14 protein-coding genes are annotated in these 24,341 nt (G+C 68.4%); 10 read left to right on the forward strand and 4 right to left on the reverse strand.

Features of this window, described 5'->3' with window-relative positions:
• Nucleotides 1-173: 173 nt before the first annotated feature.
• Nucleotides 174-374, forward strand: a complete 201-nt coding sequence (locus ACGF4F_RS35250; protein WP_357444837.1) for a hypothetical protein — start codon at nucleotides 174-176, stop codon at nucleotides 372-374.
• A gap of 172 nt (nucleotides 375-546) precedes the next feature.
• Here the strand turns inward: ACGF4F_RS35250 and ACGF4F_RS35255 are convergent, their stop codons facing one another.
• Nucleotides 547-1,116, reverse strand: coding sequence for a dienelactone hydrolase family protein (locus tag ACGF4F_RS35255; RefSeq protein ID WP_357444840.1), 570 nt, complete (start codon nucleotides 1,114-1,116; stop codon nucleotides 547-549).
• Nucleotides 1,117-1,181: 65 nt separating this feature from the next.
• Between ACGF4F_RS35255 and ACGF4F_RS35260 the strand changes: the two genes are divergently transcribed.
• The 3 genes from ACGF4F_RS35260 (at nucleotide 1,182) to mraY (ending at nucleotide 4,182) form a co-directional block, all read left to right on the forward strand.
• Complete coding sequence (locus tag ACGF4F_RS35260; RefSeq protein ID WP_357444843.1) at nucleotides 1,182-1,745, forward strand: winged helix-turn-helix domain-containing protein; 564 nt, start codon at nucleotides 1,182-1,184, stop codon at nucleotides 1,743-1,745.
• A gap of 221 nt (nucleotides 1,746-1,966) precedes the next feature.
• A complete protein-coding gene (locus tag ACGF4F_RS35265; protein WP_357444846.1) occupies nucleotides 1,967-2,221 on the forward strand; it encodes a hypothetical protein in 255 nt (84 codons plus the stop codon).
• 857 nt (nucleotides 2,222-3,078) lie between these two features.
• Nucleotides 3,079-4,182, forward strand: coding sequence for a phospho-N-acetylmuramoyl-pentapeptide-transferase (gene mraY / locus ACGF4F_RS35270; RefSeq protein WP_393084596.1), 1,104 nt, complete (start codon nucleotides 3,079-3,081; stop codon nucleotides 4,180-4,182).
• A 532-nt stretch (nucleotides 4,183-4,714) separates the two neighbouring features.
• Here the strand turns inward: mraY and ACGF4F_RS35275 are convergent.
• Nucleotides 4,715-6,511, reverse strand: coding sequence for an IS1182 family transposase (locus ACGF4F_RS35275; protein ID WP_393084599.1), 1,797 nt, complete (start codon nucleotides 6,509-6,511; stop codon nucleotides 4,715-4,717).
• Between the two features lie 205 nt (nucleotides 6,512-6,716).
• Between ACGF4F_RS35275 and ACGF4F_RS35280 the strand changes: the two genes are divergently transcribed.
• Together ACGF4F_RS35280 and ACGF4F_RS35285 are read left to right on the forward strand one after the other, a co-directional pair.
• Entirely contained in the window at nucleotides 6,717-9,665 is a 2,949-nt protein-coding gene (locus tag ACGF4F_RS35280; protein ID WP_357444858.1) for an AAA family ATPase, read from the forward strand.
• A gap of 286 nt (nucleotides 9,666-9,951) precedes the next feature.
• Complete coding sequence (locus tag ACGF4F_RS35285) at nucleotides 9,952-16,137, forward strand: S8 family serine peptidase (RefSeq protein ID WP_393084602.1); 6,186 nt, start codon at nucleotides 9,952-9,954, stop codon at nucleotides 16,135-16,137.
• A 434-nt stretch (nucleotides 16,138-16,571) separates the two neighbouring features.
• On the opposite strand, the gene ACGF4F_RS35290 is transcribed toward ACGF4F_RS35285, so the two are convergent.
• The gene (locus ACGF4F_RS35290) at nucleotides 16,572-17,120 is read right to left on the reverse strand and encodes a nucleotidyltransferase family protein (RefSeq protein WP_393084651.1); all 549 of its coding nucleotides are present in this window, start codon (nucleotides 17,118-17,120) and stop codon (nucleotides 16,572-16,574) included.
• A 644-nt stretch (nucleotides 17,121-17,764) separates the two neighbouring features.
• Nucleotides 17,765-18,625: an alpha/beta fold hydrolase gene (locus tag ACGF4F_RS35295; RefSeq protein WP_393084605.1), complete on the reverse strand. Its 861-nt coding sequence runs from the start codon at nucleotides 18,623-18,625 to the stop codon at nucleotides 17,765-17,767.
• Nucleotides 18,626-18,994: 369 nt separating this feature from the next.
• Between ACGF4F_RS35295 and ACGF4F_RS35300 the strand changes: the two genes are divergently transcribed.
• The 4 genes from ACGF4F_RS35300 to ACGF4F_RS35315 all read left to right on the forward strand — a co-directional run bounded on the left by ACGF4F_RS35300 (nucleotide 18,995) and on the right by ACGF4F_RS35315 (nucleotide 24,255).
• Nucleotides 18,995-20,434, forward strand: a complete 1,440-nt coding sequence (locus tag ACGF4F_RS35300) for a hypothetical protein (protein ID WP_357444962.1) — start codon at nucleotides 18,995-18,997, stop codon at nucleotides 20,432-20,434.
• Nucleotides 20,435-20,520: 86 nt separating this feature from the next.
• Entirely contained in the window at nucleotides 20,521-21,687 is a 1,167-nt protein-coding gene (locus ACGF4F_RS35305; protein ID WP_393084609.1) for a branched-chain amino acid ABC transporter substrate-binding protein, read from the forward strand.
• 5 nt (nucleotides 21,688-21,692) lie between these two features.
• Nucleotides 21,693-23,486, forward strand: coding sequence for a copper resistance protein CopC (locus tag ACGF4F_RS35310; protein WP_393084612.1), 1,794 nt, complete (start codon nucleotides 21,693-21,695; stop codon nucleotides 23,484-23,486).
• 16 nt (nucleotides 23,487-23,502) lie between these two features.
• A complete protein-coding gene (locus ACGF4F_RS35315) occupies nucleotides 23,503-24,255 on the forward strand; it encodes a hypothetical protein (protein WP_357444879.1) in 753 nt (250 codons plus the stop codon).
• The last annotated feature ends 86 nt before the right edge of the window (nucleotides 24,256-24,341 follow it).

Here is a 24,341-nt window from a genome sequence, read left to right on the forward strand (position 1 = left end):
CGCCTGACCCCACCCACCCAAACCCGGCTCCGCTGCGCTGCGCCGGGGGCTGCCGCCTGCCCACTCACCGTTGGATTTTCGGGTCTGACAGTGCGTGTTCCCGTCACCGCTCGGAGGCTCCGGCAAGTGACAGAGCTGGCTCTGGAGCGCAACCGACGGAACAATCGCAGGCCATGGACGAGTCCCTACTTTGGGTGTGGATCGCGGTCGCGTTCATCGCTTCGGTGTTCTTGCTGAATCTGTGGGATGTGCGATCCTTGCGCCGCGACAGCCACCCGGTGAGCATGTGGAGGCTCTACGGCAGTGGCCTGCTGCTGTTGGCGGTCTTCCCATGGGCCGTTTGGGAAACCATCACCGAACTGCAGTTGCCGTAGGGCGCCGGGCCTTGCTGCCGACAGCAGCGGGCCGGAAGGAGGGCAGCGGTGGAGGCCCGGGTGCGCCGGCTCCGGGTGGGTCGACGAGGACCAGGTCCAAGCCGTCACCAAGCCGCCGGAGGCTGATCGTGGACCAACGACGACCAATGGTCAGCTAGTTAGGCCACGCCGGTCAGACGGAGGCGAGGAATGTCCGCACCCGCTCCATGAGCAGCGCGGACGCCTCCGGGTCGTACGCGTCGAGCGAGGAGTCGGCGAAGAGGTGCTGGTCGCCGGGATAGACGAACAGCTCGGCGTTCGCCGTGGAGCCGGCGAGCTCGCGTGCGGCCGGCAGGTCCTCGTCGAAGAACTCGTCGCCCTCCTTGCCGTGGATCTGCACCGGCACGCCCTCGGGCCACGCCTCTCCGAATTCCGCGACCGGGAGGCAGGAGTACATGAGCAGTGCCCCGCGGGCACCGGGCCGGGTCTGCGCGAGCCGCTGGGCGATCGTCACGCCGAAGGAGAATCCGCCGTAGACCAGTTCGGGGCCGAGTTCGTCGGCTGCGGCGATGCCGCGCTCCCGGATCGCGTCGAACCCCGTATCGCGTGCGAATCCGAAACCCTCCTCGATGCTGCCGAACGTGCGGCCGTCGAACAGGTCCGGCGTGTGCACGGTGTGCCCGGCCTGTCGCAGGCTGTCGGCGAAGCTCCGGACCCCGTCGGTCAGGCCTTGGATGTGGTGGTACAGCAGCACGTCGGTCACGGCGTTGAACTCCTTGCGAACGATCGAGATTTCTGGAACGTTCCGCGATGCTAGTCTGTTATGCCATGGCCGACAACCCCCCCGACTACGAGCTAGCCGATCGGATGGCGCTGACCAGACCGGACCAGGTGAAGGCCATCGGCCACCCGCTCCGCACCGCGATCCTGCAGCTCCTCCACGAGCGGGCCGCGACCGTGACCGAGTTAGCGGAGGCGGTCGAGCGCCCCAAGAGCACGGTCGCGCACCACGTGGACGTGCTCACCCGCAACGGCCTGCTCCAGGTGGTGCGCACGCGGAAGGTGCGGGCGATCGAGGAGCGCTTCTACGGGCGCACCGCGCGCATGTTCTACGTGGCAGCGGAGCCATCACCTGCTGGCGAACAGATGCCGGTCGACTTCAACGACTTCGAGGTGGCTGCACGCGAGTCCGCGAAGGCGTTCGAGCAGGGAAAGCTTTGGGGTTTCATCCGGCATGCGCGGATCTCGGAGGATCAGGCCTCTCAGTTCTGGGAGCGGATGGCGGAACTGGTTGATGAGTTCGACCGGATGCCGAGGTCCGGCGAAACCATGTACGGGTTCGCGATCGGCGTCTATCCCACCGACCACCCGACCCTGCCAGCAGCGGAGTGATGCACCTACTCGAGAATCGAGAGCGGCTGAAAGCAGCGAGAAGGCATCGATCGTGCCCGCTCAAGGCGAGACGTGACGACAGCAGACGGGGTGGTAGCCGAGCTGAACCACACGGGACGACAGCCGATGGCAGCAGGCAATGCGACGCAACGGCGTTCATACCGAAGAGGTCTGGGCAGGGCCAACTATCTGGTTAGTCGGACGTTGGGCATGATGAGTTCGTGGACGACCTGACGCGAGCAGACTTGGAGATCGTCCTTCCACGTGAGGGCTTCGCGCCCGACAGCTACCGGCTGCCCGGCGGCATCGGAGCCAACGAATGCTACGTGCTCGACCTCGGCCCGGCGGGTTGGGAGGTGTATTACTCCGAACGCGGGGTGAAGGGCAGCCTCCGAGTCTTCCGGACAGAGGGTGAGGCTTGCGCCTACTTCCTCGAACTCTTGCGGCGCGACCTCACAACGCGGCGGCAACGGTAGACCCGCACCTGACGGCAGCCATCGCGTGTCCGACGCGTGCCCGTTCGGTTCGTCAGGCAACAACGGAGCTTGCGCGGACCGCCCGGCACAGAGAGCTACCGCTACCCCTGGTCAACCGCCCCGTCGGGGAGGCTGAGGGTGCAGATCAAAGCACCTTCCAACCGACCGTCTGGGAGGTGCCGAAGTCCTGGGGGTGATGTGACCGTGAGTATTGATCGCTTGGTCTTGGCAGTCGAAGATGGGGCCCGATCGACGGCATACGCGAGATGATCGAACACTGGATGCGCCGCCAGCAGGTCAACCGCGAAGTCCGGCACCGGGACGGTACGCCGATCCGCCCGTGACTTCGGGTAGGGCTTGATCGTGACCGTGCCCGCAACCTCGACGGCGACCCGGACGACCTCCACCGTCTTCGTGGTCAGGTCGAGCGATTCCCAGCGGAGCTCAGTGCACTCGCCCCACCGCAGGCCGGTACCGCCGGCCAACGCGACCAGGGCACGGTATCGATCCGGGACCGCCGGTAGGAGTCGGCCGATCAGGTCAGCGCGGGTCAGGACATGTCCATCGGTGTCCTTCTTCCGCCGCGATGGCACCTTCACGCCCTCGCACGGATTGGCGCCGATCAGCCGGTCGCGGACGGCCGCCCGGAGAATCGGATTCGTGTCAACGAGTTACGAACCACGGCGCTGTGAGGTCCAGGGCTGCTCCGCTCGCCGTCGGATGGCAAGCTCGTGTCTCGTGATCGATGATTTCGCTAAGGACTATCTGCACGGCCAGCTCAGGTCGATACGTCAGACGCTGATCTGGAAGCTCGGTGGGGACGCCGTGAGAAATCCGGATCTCGTGGAGCTTCGCCCGTGAGGGCGGTCATCGTCGCGGCCGCGGTCGCGTTCATCATCTCCCTGTTCGGCACACCGGTGGCGATTCGCGTCTTCACCGCGCTCAAGGCCGGCCAGCCGATCCGATCCATCGGGCTCGCCAGCAACCAGGGCAAGAAGGGCACGCCCACGATGGGCGGCGTCGTCTTCATCGTGGCGACCGTCTTCGCCTACGTCGCCGGGCACCTTGCCCTGATCACCCTGCCCGAGCGGCAGATCGCACAGGAGGGGCCGACCATGACGGCCCTGGTGCTGCTCGGGCTGTTCGTCTTCTGCGGCGCGGTCGGCTTCTTCGACGACTTCCTCAAGGTGCGCCGGCGCAACTCCGACGGACTGTCCGCCAAAGGCAAGCTGCTCGGCCAGGCGATCGTCGGCGGCGGGTTCGGCATCGCCGCGCTCTACGTGCCGAGCACCAACGGCCAGACCGTGGCCAGCGAGCACATCTCGCTCATCCGCGACATCAGCTGGCTGAACGTCGGCAAGGTCGGCGCGGTCATGGTCTTCGTCTTCGTGATCATGGCGATGTCGAACGGCGTGAACCTCACCGACGGCCTCGACGGCCTGGCCACCGGCGCGTCGATCCTGGTGCTCGGCGCGTACGCGCTGATCGGCTTCTGGCAGTACCGGCACTGGTGCGCCGACGACGCGTACGCCCGCGTGAACGACTACTGCTACCAGGTCCGGGACCCCCTGGAGATCGCCATGATCGCGGCGGCGGCGGCCGCCGCCTGCGTGGGCTTCCTGTGGTGGAACACGTCCCCGGCGCGGATCTTCATGGGTGACGTGGGCTCGCTCGGGCTCGGCGGCCTGATCGGCGGGCTCGCGGTGGCAACCCGCACCACGCTGCTTTCGATCATGATCGGCGGGCTCTTCGTCATCATCACGACGACCTGGGTGATCCAGATCGTCTCGTTCCGGACCACCGGTAGACGTGTCTTCCGGATGGTGCCGTTGCACCACCACTTCGAGTTGGCCGGATGGAGCGAGGTCAATATTGTGGTCCGGTTTTGGATCGTGGCCGGCGTCTGCGTGGCGGTCGGCCTGGGCCTGTTCTACTCGGATTTCTTGGCGGTCGTTGGATAAGAATCGCGCGACAAGCCTGTGTCGTGCCACCGACGGTGATCCGCCGGGCAGCCCGGTTCCCCACCGGGGTGCCAGCGTCTGGCAGCAGCATTGCCTAAGCCGGTCGTGGCCAGAGCCCTCGATCGCTGTGTCAGTAAGAAGTCAGCAAGAGGGCTGGCGTCATCCATCACGGGGCGACCTCCGGCGGCGGCTGGAGGGCGCGCGACGACATCACGTGGTATCGGCTGTGAACTGGCGACAGGCGAGATCGACGTTCACACCGAAGAGGTCACTGGTTCGATCCCAGTATCGCCCACCGTAAGTATTCGCAGGTAGCGAGCCCGTCGCCGGAACCACCTGTAACGGGCTTCGCGTTTTGTCCCTTGAATTGGGAGCATTGGCAACCGGCTCGCGATCCTGACCTCGGGGAACGTGGCCCGGCCGGTGGCACTCTCCACCACCTTGGCGATCACGCGCCGCGTCATCCTCGCCGAATAGTCTTCCGGCGCAGGGATCACGAAGTTGATGCTGTTGGTGATCTTGGTGTCAGTCGTCAGTCGTCAGTCGCTGAGCGGAAGAGTTCTTGCAGACGGCTTCGTGGTCGTCGGCGTTGGTTGGGCCGGTGTTGAGCGAGTCGGACAATGTTGGTGCCGGCGGCGGTGAGGACGTGTTGGACGTGGGTCTTTGCGAGCCCGCGGTACCGGCAGCGGCGTAGGCCGTGCGCGTGGACGGTTTCTGAGACGGTGGCCTCGCACCCGGCGCGGAGGGCGTAGCGCCGTTTCCACTCGAGGGTCTGCTGTTGCGATCGAGCCCGGGTTTGGATCTTCTGCAGCGGTTCGGGTAGTAGGAGCAGGTGTCGACCTTTGCCGTCCACGTTGCCGGTACATTGCTGCCTGACCGTGCAGTTGCGGCAGTCCGCCCGCCGGAATAGCACCGACAGTCGCGGCTTACCGTCCGCCATCGTAGGTTTCCACCGCGGGCTGACCGTTCCTTGCGGACACGTCATGGTTTCGGCCTGCCAGTCGACGTGGAAGTCTTCCTTGGCGAAGCTGGGCCGTTCGACGGCGCGCGGGTCCTGGCGGACCGGCCCGACAACGGTTATCCCGTGAGCGGTCGACGCCCGGTGCACCGTTTCGGGCGTGACGTAGCCGCTGTCGAGGAGGTGCTCCGCCGGCGTGATGCGCTGCTCGGCCAGCGCGGTATGGATCGCCTCGACGACGTTGACGTCCTGCTCCGGCGCCGAGGTTGTCACGACGTGCACGATCAGGTTCGGTCGCTCCTCGTCACAGGTCTCGGTCTGGTGATCCTTGTAGCCAACCCATTCGACCTTGCCCGGCTTGTGGCTGAACCGCGCCTGCGGATCATGCGGCGACACGACCTCCACGCGAGACCACGGCACTCGAGCGGGCTCCGCATCGTCATCGGCCATCGTGCCGCTGGAACGCCGCCGCGTGGTGCCCTCCCGGCTCTTGCGAGCTCGGGACAATTTCGCTTCCCGCCACCGCAGTTGTCCGGACTCGTCATACCAGTACTGCTGGACCCAGACCTGACGCAGCACCTCGACGGCGCCCACACCCGGCCCGGCCGCGGGCGCCGTCGAGCCGTAGACTGCCCGCAGCAAGGCGATGCCGTCAGCGCCGACCTGTTCGACGTACTGCCGTATCGCAGCCGCACCAGTCGGCTGACGCTCGTGACACGCCGATCGGCCGTAACGCTCGACCCAGTCCGTCGGCATGACGCTCGCCAGCCACACCTCGTCCAGCTTGGCCAGGGCCTCCAGCGCGGCGCGCATCGTCTCCGCGACCAGCTCCACCCGACTGAGCCGACGCACCGCCGCGAGCACATGCGTGGAGTCCGTACGCTGCCAGCCCCGAGCCCGCACCAGCCCCGCCTCCGCCAGCCGATCGACCATCACCCCAAGAAGCCGATCAGCACGGTCACCCTCGGCAAGCCGGTCCCGGAACTCACTGAGCACCGAATGATCGAACCCGGGCTCGGTCAGCTCCATCCCCAATGCGTACTTCCAGTCGATCCTGCACGCCACCGCCCGAGCCGCCTGCCGATCGGTGAGGTTCTCCGCGTACTGCAACACCGACACCAACGCCAACCGGGCCGGCGACACACCACGCCGCCCGTCGGCCGGAAACCAGTCGCCGAAGTCCTCGTCGACGAACAGGTCCTGCAACCGATCCCGCATCAACATTGCCGGTGTGCCCTTCGGGCTCGCCGCCCACGCCACCCGTGCCGTCTCCACCGGAACAACCGAACCCGAACCACGGCCCATCGACATCGCGCTATTCCAGCATCGAGCTGCCTCCGGCTCGAGCAACGACGCGCTCAGACCGATCACGCAACCAAGATCACCAACAGCATCCGAAGTTCGAGCCAGAGCCATATCCCGATGACCGTTGACCTCACGTCTCCAGAGGGTCACCCTGGGCGCAGTGCGCCGTCACCATCATCGATGGACATCGCTCACTTCGGCTGAGGATCCCGCAACGCGAGTCGCCGCGATGGTACTTGCGCCCGAGCAGCGAAAAGCGAGATCATCACGCATGCTCGACCCCTCGCCCGACGGGACTTCACCGACGGTTTCTACGCCGGATTTCGTGGGTCGTGATCGGGAGATGGCGGCGCTCCGGGGCGCCTTGGCCCGGCCACCGGCGATCGTGCTGGTAGAGGGCGAGGCGGGGATCGGGAAGAGCCGACTGCTGCGAGAGTGGTTGGCCACGCCGCACCAGCGCACTGCCCTGGTCTCGGTGTGCCCACCGCTTCGAGAGTCGCTGACGTTGGGGCCGATCGTCGACGCGTTCCGTGGGATCGACCGGCCGGCGTCGCGATTGCGGCTCACCGATCTTGCGGGTGCGTTACGGCCCCTGTTCCCTGAATGGTCCTCGGACCTGCCGCCCGCATTGGAGCCCTTGGGCGATGCGAAGGCGGCACGGCATCGCCTGTTCCGCGCCCTGGACGAGATGCTCCGGGCTCTGCGGGTCGACGTTCTCGTGCTCGAGGACGCTCACTGGGCCGACGAGGTGACCTTGGAGTTCCTGCTGTTCGTCACCTCCCGACAGCAGTCGGACGGGCCAAGCCTCGTGATCTCCTATCGGCCGGAGGAGGTGGACGCCGGATCGCTGTTGCTGCGGCTGACGTCCCGGCTGCCTGCTGGCGTGACCCAGCTGAGGATCGCCCTGGCGCCGATGCGACCCAACGACACGGCAGCGCTGGTGTCCTCGATGCTGGACGGCAACCCGATATCGCAGGAGTTCACGACGTTCATGCACGAGCGGACCGGTGGCGTTCCGCTGGCGCTGGAGGAGTCGGTTCGCCTCATGTGCGACCGTGCCGACCTTGTCTTCCGCGACGGGCAGTGGGTCCGGCTGAAGCTGCGCGAGCTACAGGTGCCGCCAACGGTACGCGACTCCACCCGGGAGCGGGTGGGCCGTCTGTCGGCGACGGCGCAGCAGGTGTTGCGAGCTGCGGCGACGTTGGCTGAGCGGTCATCGGTGGCCACGATCGCGGTGACCGCCGGTCTGTCACCCGATGCGTGTCGAGGCGCTATCGCGGAGGCGGCCGATGCCGGCGTCCTGGACGGAGACGACCGCGGCCAGTGGCGATTCCGGCATGTGCTGGCCGCCACGGCTGTCTACGAAGCGATCCCGTTGACCGATCGCAGACACTTCCACCTGCTGGCCGGCCGGGCGTTGGAGGACATCCATCCGCCGCCTGTCGCACGCCTTGCCCGCCACTTCCGTGAGGCGGGCGAGACGGAGTCCTGGGCGCGGTACGCCGAGCAGGGCGCCGAGCTGGCCATGGCCTCGGGTGACCACACCAAGGCGGTCGCCTTGCTGGTCGATCTGTTGTCGTGGTCCGAGCTGCCGCCGTCGGATCGGGCACGAGTCGCGCGCATCGCCGGAGTAGCCGCACTGGGCCGTCGTGAACCGGTCGACGAGGTCTACCACCGCGTGATTCGTACCTTGCGCTCGGTGCTGGAGACCCCCGGTCTCTCCGCACGCCAGCAGGCCGAGATCCGCAACCCCCTGGGTCGGCTCCTGATCACCGGGGGTGAGGCGCAGGCCGCACTCAGCGAGCTCGAGCAGGCGGTGGCCAACCTCGACCATGATCCGGTCGAGGCGGCTCGGGCGATGACCTATCTTGGATGGGCCTATGCGGGACCGTGGCCGGCATCGACTCATCGGCGTTGGCTGGATCGCGCCGCTGAGCTCACCGCCGAATTCGATTCACCCGCAGAGCGGCTGAACCTGGCCGGCAACCGTGCCGCTGCGTTGCTCATGCTCGGCGAAGAGGAGGCCTGGGACGTCGTCGCCGACCTGCCCATCGACGGTGCGACCTCGGCGGAGCGTCTCGACGTGGCCCGCATCCACGCAAATGTCGGGACCGGCGCACTGATCTGGGGCCGGTACGCCGAGGCGGAGGCACATCTTGTCGTGGCCATGCGCCTTGCCGAGGCCGAGCAGGCGTCCCGGTTGCAATACAACGTCCGACTCGAACAGGCCAACCTGGCGTGGCTCACCGGCCGGTGGGAGGGTCTCGCGGAGCGAAGCGCGGCACTCGCCGATGCCGACCGAGACCGGCCGGCGCTCTACCTCGGCAGCATTCGGCTCGCGGCCCGGCTGGCAGCCGCGGCCGGACGGCGGCGCGCTGCGGAGGAGCAGTTCCGGCTGGTCCTCGAGGAGTCTGCCCGTCTCGGCGCAGCGGACGACACGATGGAGGCCGCCGCTGCGCTGGCCAGACTGTGGCTGACGGACGGAAACAGCGGCCGGGCGCTGCAGATCACGAACGAGCCGCTGGACACAGTCCGGAGAAAAGGCATCTGGGTCTGGGCGACGGACCTCGTCCCCGCCCGGATCGAGGCGCACCTCGCCGCGGGCGACCTTGAGGCCGCGACACGCCTGGGCGACCAGTTCGCCAGAGGACTGCGTGGCCGTACGGCGCCTGCGCCTCGCGCGGCGCTCACCGTATGCCGTGCCCTGCTGGTCGCCGCAGCCGGAGACCACGCTCGCGCGGCGACGGCATACGACCGGGCGGCGCGCGCCTGGAGCGCGTTGCCGCGCCCCTACGAGGCCATGCTCGCCCGCGAGCGTCAAGCCGAGGCGCTCATGGCGCAAGGTCAGATCGAACAGGGCCGTGAGCTGCTGGCCGCACAGTACGAGCAACTGTTCAGGCTCGGAGCCCGCGGCGATGCAGACCGTGTCGCACAGCGGCTTCGCGAACACGGCGCCGAGGTTCCGCGATTGTGGCGCGGCGGTCGACGGGGGTACGGCGACCGGCTCTCACCTCGTGAGCTCGACGTGGTCCGACTGGTTGTCGCCGGCAAGACGAACCGGGAGATCAGCCGGATTCTGGCCAAGTCGCCGGCCACGGTGGATCAACAGCTGCGTGCGGCGATGCGCAAGTTGAAGGTGTCCTCCCGGACCGCGCTCGCGGTCAAGGCGGTAGAGGCCGGAGTGTTCGCAGAAGAGGATTCCCTCGACGGCCCGTCGTGAAAATTGACGTATCCGCTGGATAGCTAAGGTCGCTCGTCCCCCCGAGCATGGCTCCATGATCCATGGACATAGGGCAGTGCATGCCTGAGCGACCTATCGCGCGTGACGACTCCGTCAGCGAGCACCAGCCACCACTCGAGCTGTCGCGCGGGCCGCGCGTCAGCGCCCGCGACTTCCGCGACGCTGGCGATGGCCGCGACGCCCGCGATGCCGGCGATGCCGGCGATGCCGGCGACCACAAGAGCCACGACCCCTACCAACCCCTGTAGGTCGGAGGACCCCCCACATGAGACCCAAAGCCCTCGTCGCTTCGGTGGCCGTAGCGGTCGGCCTGAGCATGATCCCGCCACCATCGGCGGCGTCGGCCGCTGAGCCGGATCCCGGTGCGGCCGCCAGCAAGATCGCGCCGGACCTGAAGGACCGCTTCCACACGGAGCCGGTCTCCGACTTCTGGATCACGTTCGACACCAAGGCCGACCTCGCGCCGGCGAAGAAGATCGCCGATTGGACCACTCGCGGTCAGTTCGTCTACGACGCGCTGACCGCAGCGGCGAAGGACTCCGTGGCATCCGTCTCCACCGAACTCGACGGGGCAGGCGTCAAATACACCTCCTACCCGATCGCCAACGCTGTGCTCGTCAAGGGCGGCACCGAGAAACTCGCCCTCGACGTGGCCTCGGTGCGGCAGGTCGCCGAGATCCACGCGACGCCGCAGGTCGCGCTGGTCGAGCCCGTGGACGAGAAGAGCCCGGCTGACCAGGCCATCCGCCCCGCAGCCCCGGCGGCCGCCGCCGAGGCGGACACCGTCTCGTGGGGTCTGGACGCCATCCACGCCCCCCAAGCCTGGGCCATGGGCGCCACCGGTGCGGGCATCACCGTGTCCAACCTCGACTCAGGTGTCCAGTTCGACCATCCGGCGCTGGTGGACTCCTACCGCGGCAACAAGGGCGACGGCACGTTCAACCACGACTACAACTGGATGGCCACCCGGGGCACGTGCGCGGGCGCGCCGTGCGACGACAACGGACACGGCACGCACACCATGGGCACCATGGTCGGTGACGACGGCACCAACCACGTCGGCGTCGCCCCGGACGCGCAGTGGATCGCGACGAACGGGTGCTGCGCGTCGAACGGCCCCGAATCGCTGCTCGAGTCCGGCTGGTGGCTGCTCGCCCCGACCGACGTCCACGGAAACAACCCGGACGTCTCCAAGCGCCCCCACGTCATCAACAACTCGTGGGGCCAGAGTGCGGAGCACAACTTCGACGACTTCTTCCAGGCCATCGACGAGGCCTGGAGCGCCGCGGGCATCTTCAGCGTCTGGTCATCGGGCAACACCTCGCCGTACGCGGCCTGCGACACTGTCTCCTCGCCCGGCTCCGCTGAGACTGCCTACTCCGTCGGCGCCTACGCGTCGAACGGCACGCTCGCGTCGTTCTCCCGCAAGGGCGAGGGTGAAGGCGGCCGGATCAAGCCCGAGATCTCCGCCCCCGGCGTGACCGTCCGGTCGTCCTACCCGAACAACAGCTACACCGAGATGTCCGGCACCTCGATGGCGGCCCCCCACGTCGCCGGCGCCGTCGCGGCGCTGTGGAGCTATGACCCGACCCTGATCGGGCAGGTCGAGGAGACCCGCCGCCTGCTCGCCGAGTCCGCCGTCGACGTCGACGACACCGAGTGCGGCGGCACCGCCGCCTTCAACAACAAGTACGGCGAGGGCCGGCTCGACCTCGTCCGCCTGCTCGAGCTCGCGCCGCGCCAGGGCGGCACCCTGACCGGGATCGTCACCGCCAACGGTGCCCCGGTCCCCGCCGCCGAGGTGACGATCAGCGGACCGTTCAGCCGGTCGATCGGGACCGACAAGGACGGCCGGTTCTCGATGAACCTTCCGGTCGGCGACTACCAGATCAGCACCAAGGTCTTCGGCTACCTGACCGCGACCGCGAGCGCCACGATCACCCTCGGCCGGAACACCTCGCTCGAGGTTCCCCTCACCGCCGCGGCGCGCTACGACATCAGCGGCAGGGTCGTCGACGACAAGAAGCAGCCCGTCCCGAACGCCGACGTCGCCGTCAAGGACACGCCGCTGGCCGCGGTACGCACGGATGCCAACGGCGCATTCACGATCGCCGCTGTCCCCGAGGGCGGGTACACGCTGAACATCAAGCCCAACGCCTGCTTCTCGCCCACGACCGTCCCGCTGACCGTCGGCGCGCAGAACGAGTCGCCCGAGATCCCGGTCGCGCTCGTCGTCGACGAGGGCGGCTACACCTGCTCCGTCTCCGAAGGCGAGTACCTGCGCGGCACCGACCCGGTCGCGTTCCCGAGCGGCGTCTGGGCCACGGTGAAGCTGCCGTTCCCGGTCGCGCTCTACAACGGGAGCCACGACACCCTGAATATCAGCCTGCGCGGCGTGATCTCCCCGGACGCCTCCACCGGTCCCGGCACCGGCGGTGCCGGCGCCTTCCCGTTCTATGTCCAGACCCCCGTCCAGACCACGGGCGGTGGCGTCTACACGGCGGCGACCAAGGTCAACGGCGAGGACGCCTTCGTCGTCGAGTTCCGCGATGTCCGGGTCTGGGCCTACCCGATCCGGTCGGAGTACACGCAGCCGGTCAGCTTCTCGGCCACCCTCACCCGCTCCGGCACCGTGATCTTCGGGTACGGCCACGGCATCGGCACCGACGACCCGGTGACCGCCGGCACCCGCGCCATCACCGGCATACAGGGCTGGGCCGGCGTCGACGGTATCCGGTTCTCCGACAACGCCCCGGTGCTGCACGACGGGATGATCGTCACCTACGACCTGCCTGACTTCGGGTACCTCGACGCGACCGTCGTCGACCAGAACGACGGGCAGCCGGTGGCCGGGGCCAAGGTCTCTTTCACGAACAAGAATGGGCTCGTCGAGGCCGTCACGACCAACGGGACGGGCATCGTGCATCGCCAGCTTCCGGTCGGCGACTACACCATGACGGTCGACGCGCCGAACTACACGACCGCGGCATACCCCTTCTCCCTCGACAAGCTCTACGCGAAGGCCAAGATCGACGCACGTCTGACCACGGGTGTCGCCGGCCTGAAGGCCGACGGCCTCGACGCGGTGCTGGGCACCGATCAGAAGGGCGTCGGCACGCTCACGCTGACCAACACCGGCTCGGCACCGCTGAAGTACGACCTGGGCGAGGCGGGGCGCCACCCGGAGCTCGACACGGCCGGAGCCACCGAGCGTACCGGGACGGGAGCCGACAGCACCATCGACCTCACCGCCTGGAACACGACGTCGACGGGCATGCAGCCGTCGTCCTTCGACGGCACGAGCACCAAGGTCGATGCCGCTGCAGCGCGAGCCGCCGACAAGATCGGCACGACCTCCGGCGGGGACGTCATCACCCGGATCGCCATCCCGGGCAAGATCGAGGAGAAGGAGCCCGCCGGCGTCGGGTACGACGGCGAGGTCTGGGTCCACGACTACGACGCCAGGACCAACACCGCCTACACGGTGACCGGCAAACCGACCGGCAAGGTCTTCGACGCCGCCTGGAACCCCGCCTACCGCGCGTTCGACCTGGAGCTCGACACTCGGACCGGCGACATGTGCCAGATCGAGGACAGCCCGCGCTCGGTGATCCACTGCTTCAACCGGGAGACCGGCAAGGAGACCAGGGTCATCAAGGGCACGTGGTCCACCGTGCAGCTGACCGGGCTCGCCTACAACCCGACGCTCGACGTCTTCTACGTGGGCGGCCGCCAGAACGGCTCCATCGGGACCGTCGCCGGCACCTCGTGGGAGAACCCGGGTGAGTTCCTCTCCTACTGCGCCGCGCCCAAGCCCGAGGTGATGGGGCTGGCCTACAACCCCGCGTCGAACACGCTCTGGTACAGCGATCTCGCCAGCAGCGGGCCGACCCGGCTGATCCAGGTCAACCCCAGCACCTGTCAGCTCGTCAACGCCTGGTGGTTCCCAGGCATGAAGGCGCGACAGGGCGGCGGCCTTGCCACCGACGTGACCGGCGCGCTCTGGGCCGTCGACCAGATCGCCGATGACGTCGTGCTCGTCGACGTCGAGGACGACCTGCTCACCGACCTGCCGTGGCTGTCGCTCTCCTCGACCGGCGGCACCCTGGCCCCGGGTGAGTCGACGACCGTCAAGGTCTCGGTCTCCTCGAAGGACGCCAAGCCAGGAGTCCTCGGCGCGAACATCGTGGTGAGGTCCGACTCCGGACGGCAGTCCAAGACCTATGTCCCGGTGACGCTCACGACCACGAAGTACCAGGTCGGCGTCAACGCCGGCGGGGCTTCGTTCACCGACGGCTCTGGCTACACCTGGTCCGCCGACCAGGCCTCCGACGACGGGGCGTGGGGCTACGACGGGAAGACGAAGGTCACCTCCACGCAGGCCGGGATCGACGGCACGACGGACGACAAGCTGTTCCAGTCGCAGCGCACCACGCCGGTCAAGGACCTGACCTACACGTTCCCCGACGCGCCCAAGGGCACCTACGCGATCGATCTCGGGTTCGCCGAGATCGAGAAGGTGGCCAAGGGGAAGCGGGTGTTCGACGTCCTTGTGGACGGCTCCCTGACGGAGTACGCCTACGACGCGGCCGCGGCGGTGGGGCCGAACGCCGCCGACTGGCGTACTGCCGTCGTGAAACACGAGGGCGGTCCGCTGACCGTGGAGCTGCGGGGTTCGAAGGGCCTGCGCGCCCCGAGCATCGCCGCGCTGCGCGTGACGCTCGACCCGCGCGCAGACCAGGTTGAGCAGGAGCCCGTGCCCGAGGAGCCGAAGCCGGGCGAGGTGCCGGTGGCTCCCGCTGGTCGCTCGTACTCGTTGAAGGTGACCAGCGGGCTCTACCGCCAGGGCACCGAGAACTCCGGCTGGATCGGCGACGACCTCTGCGGAGTGCTGTGGTTCGACTCCAGCTTCCGCTTCCCCTTCTACGACACGTCCTGGGACGGCGTGTGCGTAAACACCAACGGCTCGTTGGTCTTCGACCGCGCCAGCACGCTGGGGAACAACACGGCACTGCCGTCGCGGAGCCCGATCGACGCGATCTATCCGCTCTGGGACGACCTCATCGTCGACGCCCAGGGAGGCATCTACCTGGGCACGACCGAGGTGGACGGGCTGGCAGCGCAGGTCATCGAGTGGCGCAACGTCACCTTCTACAGTGACCGGACGGCCCGCGTGAGCTTCTCGGTCACCCTGATCGCGGACGGACGGATCCAGATCGGGTACGGCGACGGGATCGGCGGCGAGAAGCCCGTGACCCGCGGGTCGTCGGCCACGGTCGGCGTGGAGAGCCTCAAGCGCAACCCCGCGACCCAGTACTCCTTCAACCAGCCTGTCCTCACGGCCGGCCTGGGGCTGCAGTACACCCTCCCGGCCGCGGGCACGATCGAGGGCACCGTCACCGACGCGAACGACAGCAAGCCGATCCCCGGTGCGGTCGTCACGCTGAAGTCGCCGACTGGCGACCGGGTCATCACGGCCGACGCCGCGGGCCGCTGGAAGGCTCAGGCGCTGGTCGGCGAGAACACCGTGCAGATCTGGGCGCCGAACTACGTCACGGCCAGCCGCCCGGTCACCATCGCCAAGAAGGACCAGGCCGAGGTGGTCGACACCGCGCTCACCACAGGCGTCGCGACCATCACCGGAGCAGACCTCGACTGGTTCCTCAGCTCCGACGAGGCGGCCAGCGCCGACGTGACCGTGACCAACACCGGCTCCGCGCCACTGCAGGTCCGGCTGAGCGAGCAACTCCGTACCAAGGGCGGACACGAGGCTGCCGACCTTCCGTGGCTGACGCTCACGGGTGAGGCCGCGACCGGCACGGTCGAGCTCGCGGTCGGTGAGTCCACAACGGTCACGGCGATCGTCGACAACACCGGGTTCCAGCCCGGCGTCCTCGTCGGTGACGTGCTCGTGGCGTCGAACGCCGGCAAGGGCGACAACCTCTACACGCCGGTCCGTCTGGCGACCTCTGCCTACTGGCAGGGCGTCGACGTGGGCGGGTCCGGGCACGTGGGTGCCGACGGCTTCGTCTGGTCGCCCGACCAGCCGCTGGGCTCAGGAGCGTGGGGGTACGTCGGAGGCGTCGTGCGCGCCACCAAGGCGGACATCGCCGGCACCGACGATGACGCGTTGTTCCGCGCCCAGCGGACCGGCAAGACGTTCGCCTACGTGTTCAAGAACGCGCCCGCCGGCACGTACCAGATCGGCCTCGACTTCGCGGAGATCGAGCAGGTCAAGGCCGGCATGCGTACCTTCGATGTGCTGGTCGACGGCAAGGCCGTGCTCCACGACCACGACGTACAGGCGAAGGCGGGTGCGCTGACCGCGGACGTGAACACGGCCACCGTCAAGCACACCGGCGGCGACCTGAAGGTCGAGCTCCGCAGCGAGATTGGTGAGCGCGACCCGATCCTCAACGCCCTGAAGGTCCAGGAGGACCCGCGCCTATGAGATAGCCGAACCAGCCCTCCAGCAGAGGTCAGAGCCTCCTCGGGACATCATCCCGGGGAGGCTCTGACCGCGGCTACCGAGTTTGCGGCTTTGGCCGGTATTCGCGCACTTGGTTTAAAGAGTCCGAGTTCCTCGTCGGTGGCGACGTGCCGGACGCCGAAGGCGCGTTGCCCGACGCGCCAGAGCCCTTCGCCTTGTTGCCGATCCGGGAGTTGCCTGTGCTCAGCGATCGATAGCCCGAGCTCTCTTGCCGTGTGCGGGGCTTCGCTGGCCTCTTGTTGGTAGATGATCTTGGTCGAGCAGTCACTGAGCAGGCCGCGCGCCAGGGCGCGTGGCTCTGACCCAAGGTCGCCGACGGCCTTGAGATCGGAGAGGCGGTGGATGATCAGCAGGTTGGCGATGCCGAGTCCGCGGGAGAGCTTCCACTGGGACTGCTAGATCTCCAGCCGCAGTCCGGCCCATCGGTCGAGCCATCCCTTGACCTCCACGCGGCGCTGTACCTTTGCGCGGCCCGCTGCGTTGTTGAAGGCTGGAGAGGGGCGGACAACCATTCCCACAAGGTCAGCCAGCCCATGGCAGGACACCAGGCGAACAGAGTCACCCCGCAGAGTAACCGCGACGCACGTTGCCGTTTCGGGCCAGCGCGATATCGCGTCCAAGGCGGACGTGTAGGGCTCATCGCCATTGCGCAGATGCATCCGTGCTTGATTACGAATCTCCCACGGCACCCCAGGCAGGGCCACGATGGCTTGGGCTTCGGCGCGTGCGTCCTCGCGTGGGTCCAGCTCCTCCGGGTCGAAGTAGGCGACATCCACGTCGCGCGCCGGCGAGACCGGGAGGTTGCTGATCGCGTCCCAGACGCGGTTGCGTACGAAGCCGGCACCGATCCACCAGTCCGGCAATCCAAGGTCGGCCGTAGCCCGAAGGACCCTCATTGCTCCCGGGTCTGACTCGATTACGCCCACAACGTCCTGCGCGCTCATGACCACCCAAGGGACCCTAGACCGGCGGACGTACGCACCGCTTGCGAGGCGGGGGCTGAGGGCAGAGCGAAGTCTGTCAGCGACGTGCTTCGGCGCGATCACCACCGCAGACATCCGCTCACTGCCGCTGATTGAGCGCGGTGTTCAGTTGGCTGCGCGTTCCCATGGGCGCTCGATCCACGGATTGTGGTCGAGGTTGGCCGTGAGTCTCGGGAACTGCTGCCTCGTCCGGCTCTCGTCGGTGAGGTCGGCCGGCGTTCGGACGGGTGCGTCGGGTCCGGAAGGGCCATCGATTGCGAAGGGAGTCCCGGTTGCGGTGATGTGCGCCTCGATCGGGAGGCCGCAGAACCAGTCGATCCGAGCGTTGTGCCGGTCGGGGCGCCAGCTCGACAAGGCTGTCGGGGTCGCTAAGGCGCCGGGCGACGCTGCGGTCGCGTGCCGGGGATCGGGAGCACGTGGGGAGCAGTCGGGTGCACTGAACGGCGTGGAACTGCGTCCAACAGCACGCAACGGCGCTCAACCGCACCCGCCTCACCTGCGGCTTCTCGTTGGTGTGAGGCTCCTGGAGCGGTGTAGCCGGACGCGAGTTCGTTCATCGCTTGGCGGGGTGGCGGCCCTATCGCCCTCGGTGTGCCTGCCGGCTCCTAGCCACCCTTGACCCAGGTCAGCATTTCCCGCCAGTGGGCAGGAGACGGTGTGTGAGCGGCGTTCTCGCCGATGCGGACCTCGGCGTCGGGCATCCGTGCGGCGATCAGTGGCGCGTCGGCAACAGCTCTGCCGGGATCGCGTCGACCAGCCCAGATGAGGACGCGGCAGGGCACGTCTCGAAGGTGGAATCCCCACGGACGAATGTCTGTGGCCAGCCAGTCGCTGACCAGGCCGGCGGCGCCTTGGCGGGCGCCTTCGAGGTTGGACTCCTCATTTGGCTGCATCCAGGTGTCCTGGCCAGTCGCAAGCAGTTCTCGGTGCTGTTTGAGGGGATCTTCGGCGTACCAGGCGGCAGCGCGAGTCACGTAGGGGCGGCCGAGTCCCGGGATGTTGCGAACCGTCCAAGCTTGAAGCCGCTGCCAGCCGCGTACCGTCCGCAGCTCCCGGTATGGGCCGGTGAAACCGGCGGCGACGACGCCGGTAAGGCGTTGCGGGAACCGGGCACCACAGGCCACCGCGTACGGTGCGCCACCGGAGAACCCGACCACTCCGAAGCGCTCGATTCCCAGAGATGCCATCAGCGCACCGACCGCATCGGCGACGCCGAGCAGTGTTGGCCGGCGCGCAGGTGTCGACCGACCGTATCCAGGCCGGTCCACGGTCATCAGGCGAACGCCCACCAACGCCGCGTCCTCTGGGCGGCTGAGCCGAGAACCTGGCGTGCCATGCAGGTACACCACGGGCACACCGGCCGGATCGCCGTACTCCGCCCAACCCAGAACCCGATTGTCCGGTAGTGCGAAATCCATATCGCTTCTCCGCTTCCAACAGGAAACCGTGGCCGCGTCCACCAGCACTCGGCGGAGTGTCACGCATCATGTGACGCCAACCCGTCACGGATCAAGCGGAGTACCTCGCCTTGCTGCTGGCCCTACCTCGGGTCGGCATCGCTGGGCCAGGGGAGGGGCCACGACGGCGCCGGTGTCATCGGCGGCAACGGCCGGGCTGACCTGCTGCCCTGCATGATCACGACGATTGACGGAGCCGTACCGCGACCTTCTCGACAACTGCACCATGACGGCCTGCTTGTGCCGTCTTTAGTGTCGTGCCACGTGCGCTCTTCGGCCGCGCGGTGCCCAAGCTGAGCTGAGGGTCGCCAAGGGAGAACTGCCAAAGGGAGAAATATGGTGAAAACGAAGCCCCTCGTGGCGGGTGCCGTCGCTCTGGTGACGGCTGTGGCAGTGCAGCTGGGTGGAGCTGGCGCGGCATCCGCCGCCGAGCCGCCAGGATCGAGCCCGTCGGACAACTCCGCCCATGGCGGCGCGGTCCTCGACGACATCCACAACGTGCCGACGACCGCCGTCGCGAAGAACGTCACGTTCATCGACAACGTCAGGGGAGTCAGCGGCTACTCGGCGCTGAACTTCATCAAGTACGACAAGTACGGCTACGACTTCATGTTCGCCAACGGCACCGGCGGCCTCGCCGTCTGGTCGCTGGAGGACCCCAAGCACCCGGCCCTGGTCTCGAAGATCACGGCGGCCGAGCTGCGCCTGCCGGGGGACACCCAGGACAGGTTCTGGGAAGGCGAGAACATGACCGTCGACCCGAAGCGCAAGTTGGTCTTCCTCATTCGGGACCCGCGCGGCTTCGGCGGCACCGTCAGGACCGGTCAGTCCGGCGTCTACATCGTCGATGTCAAGAATCCGTGGAAGCCGGAGATCGTCACCTTCCACCCGATTCCGGCCGGGCACACGTCCACCTGCATCAACGACTGCAAGTACCTGTGGTCGGTCGGTCCGGCCAACACGGGGACGCCAGGCCACGACCCCTCGTGGAACGGCGTGCCGGTGCGGGTGACCGACATCCACGACATCAAGCACCCGTACACCTTCGACCGGGCGGTCGACCTCGATCGGCTCGACGGGGTCACCGACTACGTGCACAGTGTCGACGTCGACAAGGACGGCATCGCCTGGGTCTCCGGTGAGGGTGGCGTACGCGGCTACTGGACCGAGGGCAACCACTACGACCCGGTGCAGAAGCGCAACCGCGTCGCGACGGCGTACGACCCGGTGCCGTACGCGGGCGGGACCGTCACTCCCATCAACCCGGCGGGCACCGCCTTCTACGACTTCTTCGACCACAACGCCTACCACCCCACCGAGAAGGTCGGCTCCTTCGGCAAGGGCGAACTGCTCTACATCACCAACGAGAACGTCACGTCCTGCGCGCAGGCGGGCGAGTTCAAGATCGCCTCGTTGAAGGGCAGCTACGACGGCGAGAGTTGGCGCTCCACGCCGGAGAACCCGTTCCGGCTGGAACTGATCAGCCACTGGTCGCCGTGGGGCAAGGAAGGGTCGTCCACCACCGGTAGCTGCTCCGCGCACTGGTTCACGGTGAACGGCAACATCGTGGCGCAGGGGTGGTACGGGCAGGGCACCCGCTTCCTCGACGTGTCGGATCCGAGGAACCCGACCCAGGTCGGCTACTTCCGCGTGCCGTCGGGGCAGGGCGTGACCGGCGGTTCGGCGTCGGCCGTCTACTGGCACAACGGGCTGGTCTACGTCGCGGACTACAACCGGGGCGTCGACGTCCTGCGGTTCGACGGCGAGCTGGCCGGCGCGCCGGACGACAAGATCTGTTGGAACTCGTGCGACAAGTAACCGTCTGAGCGAGAGCACCGGCCCGAGCGTGGCGACCCGCTGCGCCCGGGCCGGCTTTCGGTGGTGACGGACATGGAGGTAGAACGGTGCGACGCAGAGGTGCCGTGCGCGTGGCCGCGCTGGGCGCGACCGCGCTGGTGGTGAGCGGTCTGCTCGCCGGGTGCTTTGCCTCTGACGAGGGCGGGGGCGCCCCGAGGACGCGGGGCGAGATCACGTTCGGGGTGCTGGCCCCGCTGTCAGGCGACCTGGCTGAGCGGGGGCAGGACCTCGTCGACGGGGCGCAGCTGGCTGCCGCTGAGCTCAACGACCAGGGCGGGGTGCTGGGGCGGCAGGTGAAGGTGGCCGTCGAGGACGGCGGCTGCGCGCCGGCGACCGGCGAGCAGGGGGCGAGTGGGCTGGCCGCCAAGAAGGTCGTGGGGGTGGTCGGCGGGCTGTGTGAGGACGCGGCGGTGGCGGCGGCGAACGCCGTGGCCGCGGCTGGCACGCCGTTCCTGGTCTCCTCCGCCCGCGCCGACCGGCTGATCGAGGCCGGGGTGCCGTCGGTGTTCCCGATGGAGGGGACGGTCTATCAGGAGGCGCTGGCCGCGGTGCACTGGATGGGCTACCGCAGCCCGCAGCGGGTGGCGGTGCTCGATGACGGCTCGCCGGCCGCACAGCGGCTGTCCGGCCTGGTGACCGACCGGGTCAAGGCAGACGGCCTGCCGGTGAGCAGGCAGAGCGCCGAAGCGAAGGGTCCTGATCTCGCGAAGCTCGCCAGCACCGTCACCGCTGCCAAGGCGGACTTCGTCTACTGGACGGGGCCTGCGGAACCAGGTGGACGACTGGTGAGCGCACTCCGTCAGGCCGGCTACGCCGGCCATTTCATGGCCTCCTCCGAGTCGGACAGCCCCGAGTTTCTGCAGGCGGCCGGCGCGGCGGCCGAGGACGCGTACCTCACCATGGCCGCGAGCCCACGACTCCTCCCGGCAGCGGCGGACTGGGCTGCCCGCTTCAAGGACCGCTACCGACGGGAGCCGGGCCGCGACGCCATGCAGGCCTACGACGCGCTCCGCGCGCTGGCGCAGGCAGTGCGCCAGGCGGGGGACACGGCACCCGCGAAGGTCGTCGACAACCTCCCGCGGCTCGAAAACTTCACCACCTTCACCGGAACGCTCCGCTTCGCCGCCGATCACTCGCTGACGTACGACAACTTCATCATCGCCCAGGTCCGGGGCGGCAAGCTCATCCTGGCCAGCAAGCTGCGTACGGACTAGGTCGGATGACGTACCGCATGCACCCCGTACGCCATCGCTGGGCCCGGCTGGTCACGCGGCTGGCGGTCGTCGTCCTCCTCGCGACCGGCGGCCTGGTCACGGACCTCGCGTCCACCGCGACCACACATCCGGCGTACGCCCACGCCTACCTGCTGGAGACCTCGCCGGTCGACGGCGAGGTGCTGGCCTCGCCCCCGGCGGAGGTCCGGCTCCGCTTCGACGACGCGGTCAGCTTCAACGAGCGGTCGATCCAGCTGCTCGACACGAACGCGAAGAAGCTGGCGATCGGCATCGCTGGTCACGTGGACGGGAAGGCCAACACGGCGCGGGTCAGCCTGCCCACGGATCTGACCGAGGGAACCTACGTCCTGGCCTGGCGGGTCACCTCCGCGGACTCGCACGTGGTGTCGGGTGCGTTCAGCTTCAGCATCGGCCACCCGAGCGCTACGGCCGCCCCGGTGGAGCAGGACGCCCACCGTGCCGTCCTCGTCGTCGACGCGGTCGGCCGCGCCCTGGCCTTTCTAGGTCTGGCCCTCGCCCTCGGTGGCGCACTGTTCGTGGCCGTGCTCTGGCCCGCCGGCCGTACCGACCGCCGCGGCCGGCGCATCGTGTGGTCAGGATTCGCCGTGCTGACCGCCGGCACCGTGGTGGTCCTGCTCGTACAGGGGCCGTACGCCGCCGGCACGTCGCTGGCCGGAGTGTTCGACCCGGACCTGCTCGGCGCGGCGCTGTCCACCCGGTTGGGCCACGCGCTGCTGGCGCGGCTGGTGATCGTGCTCGCCCTCGGCGTGGCCTTCGGGATCGCCGTACGCCCCGGCTCTCCCGCTGCCACGACCGGGACGGCCGGCGCCGGCGCCACCCGCCGGTTCGTGCTGCCCGCGGTCGCCGCGGTCGGCGCCGTCGCCCTGACGCTGACCTGGGCGCTGGCGGATCACGCGCAGACCGGCGTGCAGACCTGGCTGGCCGTGCCGGCGACCAGCCTGCACCTACTCGCCATGGGCCTGTGGCTGGGCGGCCTGATCACGCTCGCGGCCTGCGTACTCGTCCCGGCCGGGAGGCGGGAGACCAGCCAAGTCATCACCCTGGAGCCCGCGCTGCCCAGGTTCTCCCGGCTCGCGCAGGGCTGCTTCGCGGTGATCGCGGTGACCGGCGTCTATCTGTCCTGGCGGCAGGTGGGGACGTGGGCCGCGCTCGGCGCGACCGACTTCGGTCGGCTGCTGCTCGGCAAGCTCGCCGTCGTGCTCGCCGTGGTGGGTCTCGCCGCCGGGGCGCGGCGGTTCGTGCGGCGGCGCGGCCGCGAACCCCTCGGCCTCGACGCCGCCCCCTCGGCCGCGGTGCGCCGGCTGCGCGGCTCGGTCGTGGGCGAGATCCTGCTCGGGGTCGCGGTCGTGTCGATCACGGCCGTCCTCGTCAACACCGCCCCGGCCCGCACCAGCTACGCGCCGCCGGTGCACACCACCGTCCCCATTCCCGCCGCCGCGGCCGGCTCGGCCGCCGGGCTGCGGGACGCCTCGGTCGAGGTGAGGATCGAGCCGGCGAGGTCGGGCAGCAACGTGGCCGACATCTACCTCACCGGTCCGGACGGCTCGCTGGTCGCGGTACCCGAGATCTCCGGTCGGCTCGAATCACCCGACCGCGAGGTCCCGGCACTGCCCGTCACCGTCACCGCGGCCGAACCCGGCCACTACGTGGCGAACTCGATGTCCATCCCGTTCCCCGGGGTGTGGGTGCTGCGGCTGGACATCCGAGTCTCCGACTTCGACGAGACACCCGTGCGCGTCCAGTTCACGGCACGCTGAAAGGTTGGTGACACACATGCGAGGCGCTGACCAGAAGGCGTCCCGGAGCCGATCGACCGCGGTGGCCGCCGGCTTGCTCGCCCTCGGCGTCCTGGCCGGCTGCTCCAGCGGGAGCCCGGAACCCTTGACCAAGCCGCCCTACACCGTGGACTCCATCCGCTTCGGCCTCGTCAGCCCCAGTGACCTGGGCGAAGGCGCGACCGAGATCAAGGACAACGGCCACTCCTCGCACGTCGTCTACACGCCCCCGAACAGCATCCCGACCTGCCCGTACGTCCAGCGTTCGGAGGACGTCGAGGTCAGTGTGGAGCCAGCGATCGAGCCGGTGGGCGGGAATCCGACCGGACGGATCATCGTCGCACCACAGCTCGCGGGGCCGTCGTCCCTGCCAGTGGTCACCCAGGGCGCGGTGGTCTTCGAAAGCCCCTCACTCGCTGACAGCACGATGAACACCGTCGTTGCCGAGGCCACCAAGTGCCCGGCGACGTTCGGCGTGCTCGGCGGACCGCCGTCCGTGGTGGGCGAGTACAAGGTCGGCAGCCGATCGATCGAAATCAACGGATGGAAAGGGTACGCCCAGCATCTTGTACACACCTCGCCGCCCGACGTGAACCCGGACACCTACGACGACCTGGTCACCGTCGTGGTGCACAAGGAGAACGCCATCGTCTACGTCGGCTACGCCCAGATCAAGGCCGTGGGCAAGCGCGCCGACTCCGACGAGAAGGTCAAGGCGTTGATGAAGACCACGCTGGGCCGCCTCGGCTAGCGCGAATATCACCGATTGAAAGTGGAGGAAGGGTGAGAGTCATACCCGTTGGAAGAGCCAGGAGGGGCAGAGCTCTCCTGAGGGGC

The sequence above is a fragment of the Micromonospora sp. NPDC047740 genome (assembly GCF_043204735.1).
Taxonomy (GTDB): Bacteria; Actinomycetota; Actinomycetes; order Mycobacteriales; family Micromonosporaceae; genus Micromonospora.

Excerpts from the sequence above, each read along its gene's own strand:
- ACGF4F_RS35290 (WP_393084651.1), bottom strand. The coding sequence starts at position 17,120 with ATGAGCGCGCAGGACGTTGTGGGCGTAATCGAGTCAGACCCGGGAGCA.
- ACGF4F_RS35310 (WP_393084612.1), top strand. The coding sequence starts at position 21,693 with ATGACGTACCGCATGCACCCCGTACGCCATCGCTGGGCCCGGCTGGTC.
- ACGF4F_RS35260 (WP_357444843.1), top strand. The coding sequence starts at position 1,182 with ATGGCCGACAACCCCCCCGACTACGAGCTAGCCGATCGGATGGCGCTG.
- ACGF4F_RS35285 (WP_393084602.1), top strand. The coding sequence starts at position 9,952 with ATGAGACCCAAAGCCCTCGTCGCTTCGGTGGCCGTAGCGGTCGGCCTG.
- ACGF4F_RS35280 (WP_357444858.1), top strand. The coding sequence starts at position 6,717 with ATGCTCGACCCCTCGCCCGACGGGACTTCACCGACGGTTTCTACGCCG.
- ACGF4F_RS35315 (WP_357444879.1), top strand. The coding sequence starts at position 23,503 with ATGCGAGGCGCTGACCAGAAGGCGTCCCGGAGCCGATCGACCGCGGTG.
- ACGF4F_RS35250 (WP_357444837.1), top strand. The coding sequence starts at position 174 with ATGGACGAGTCCCTACTTTGGGTGTGGATCGCGGTCGCGTTCATCGCT.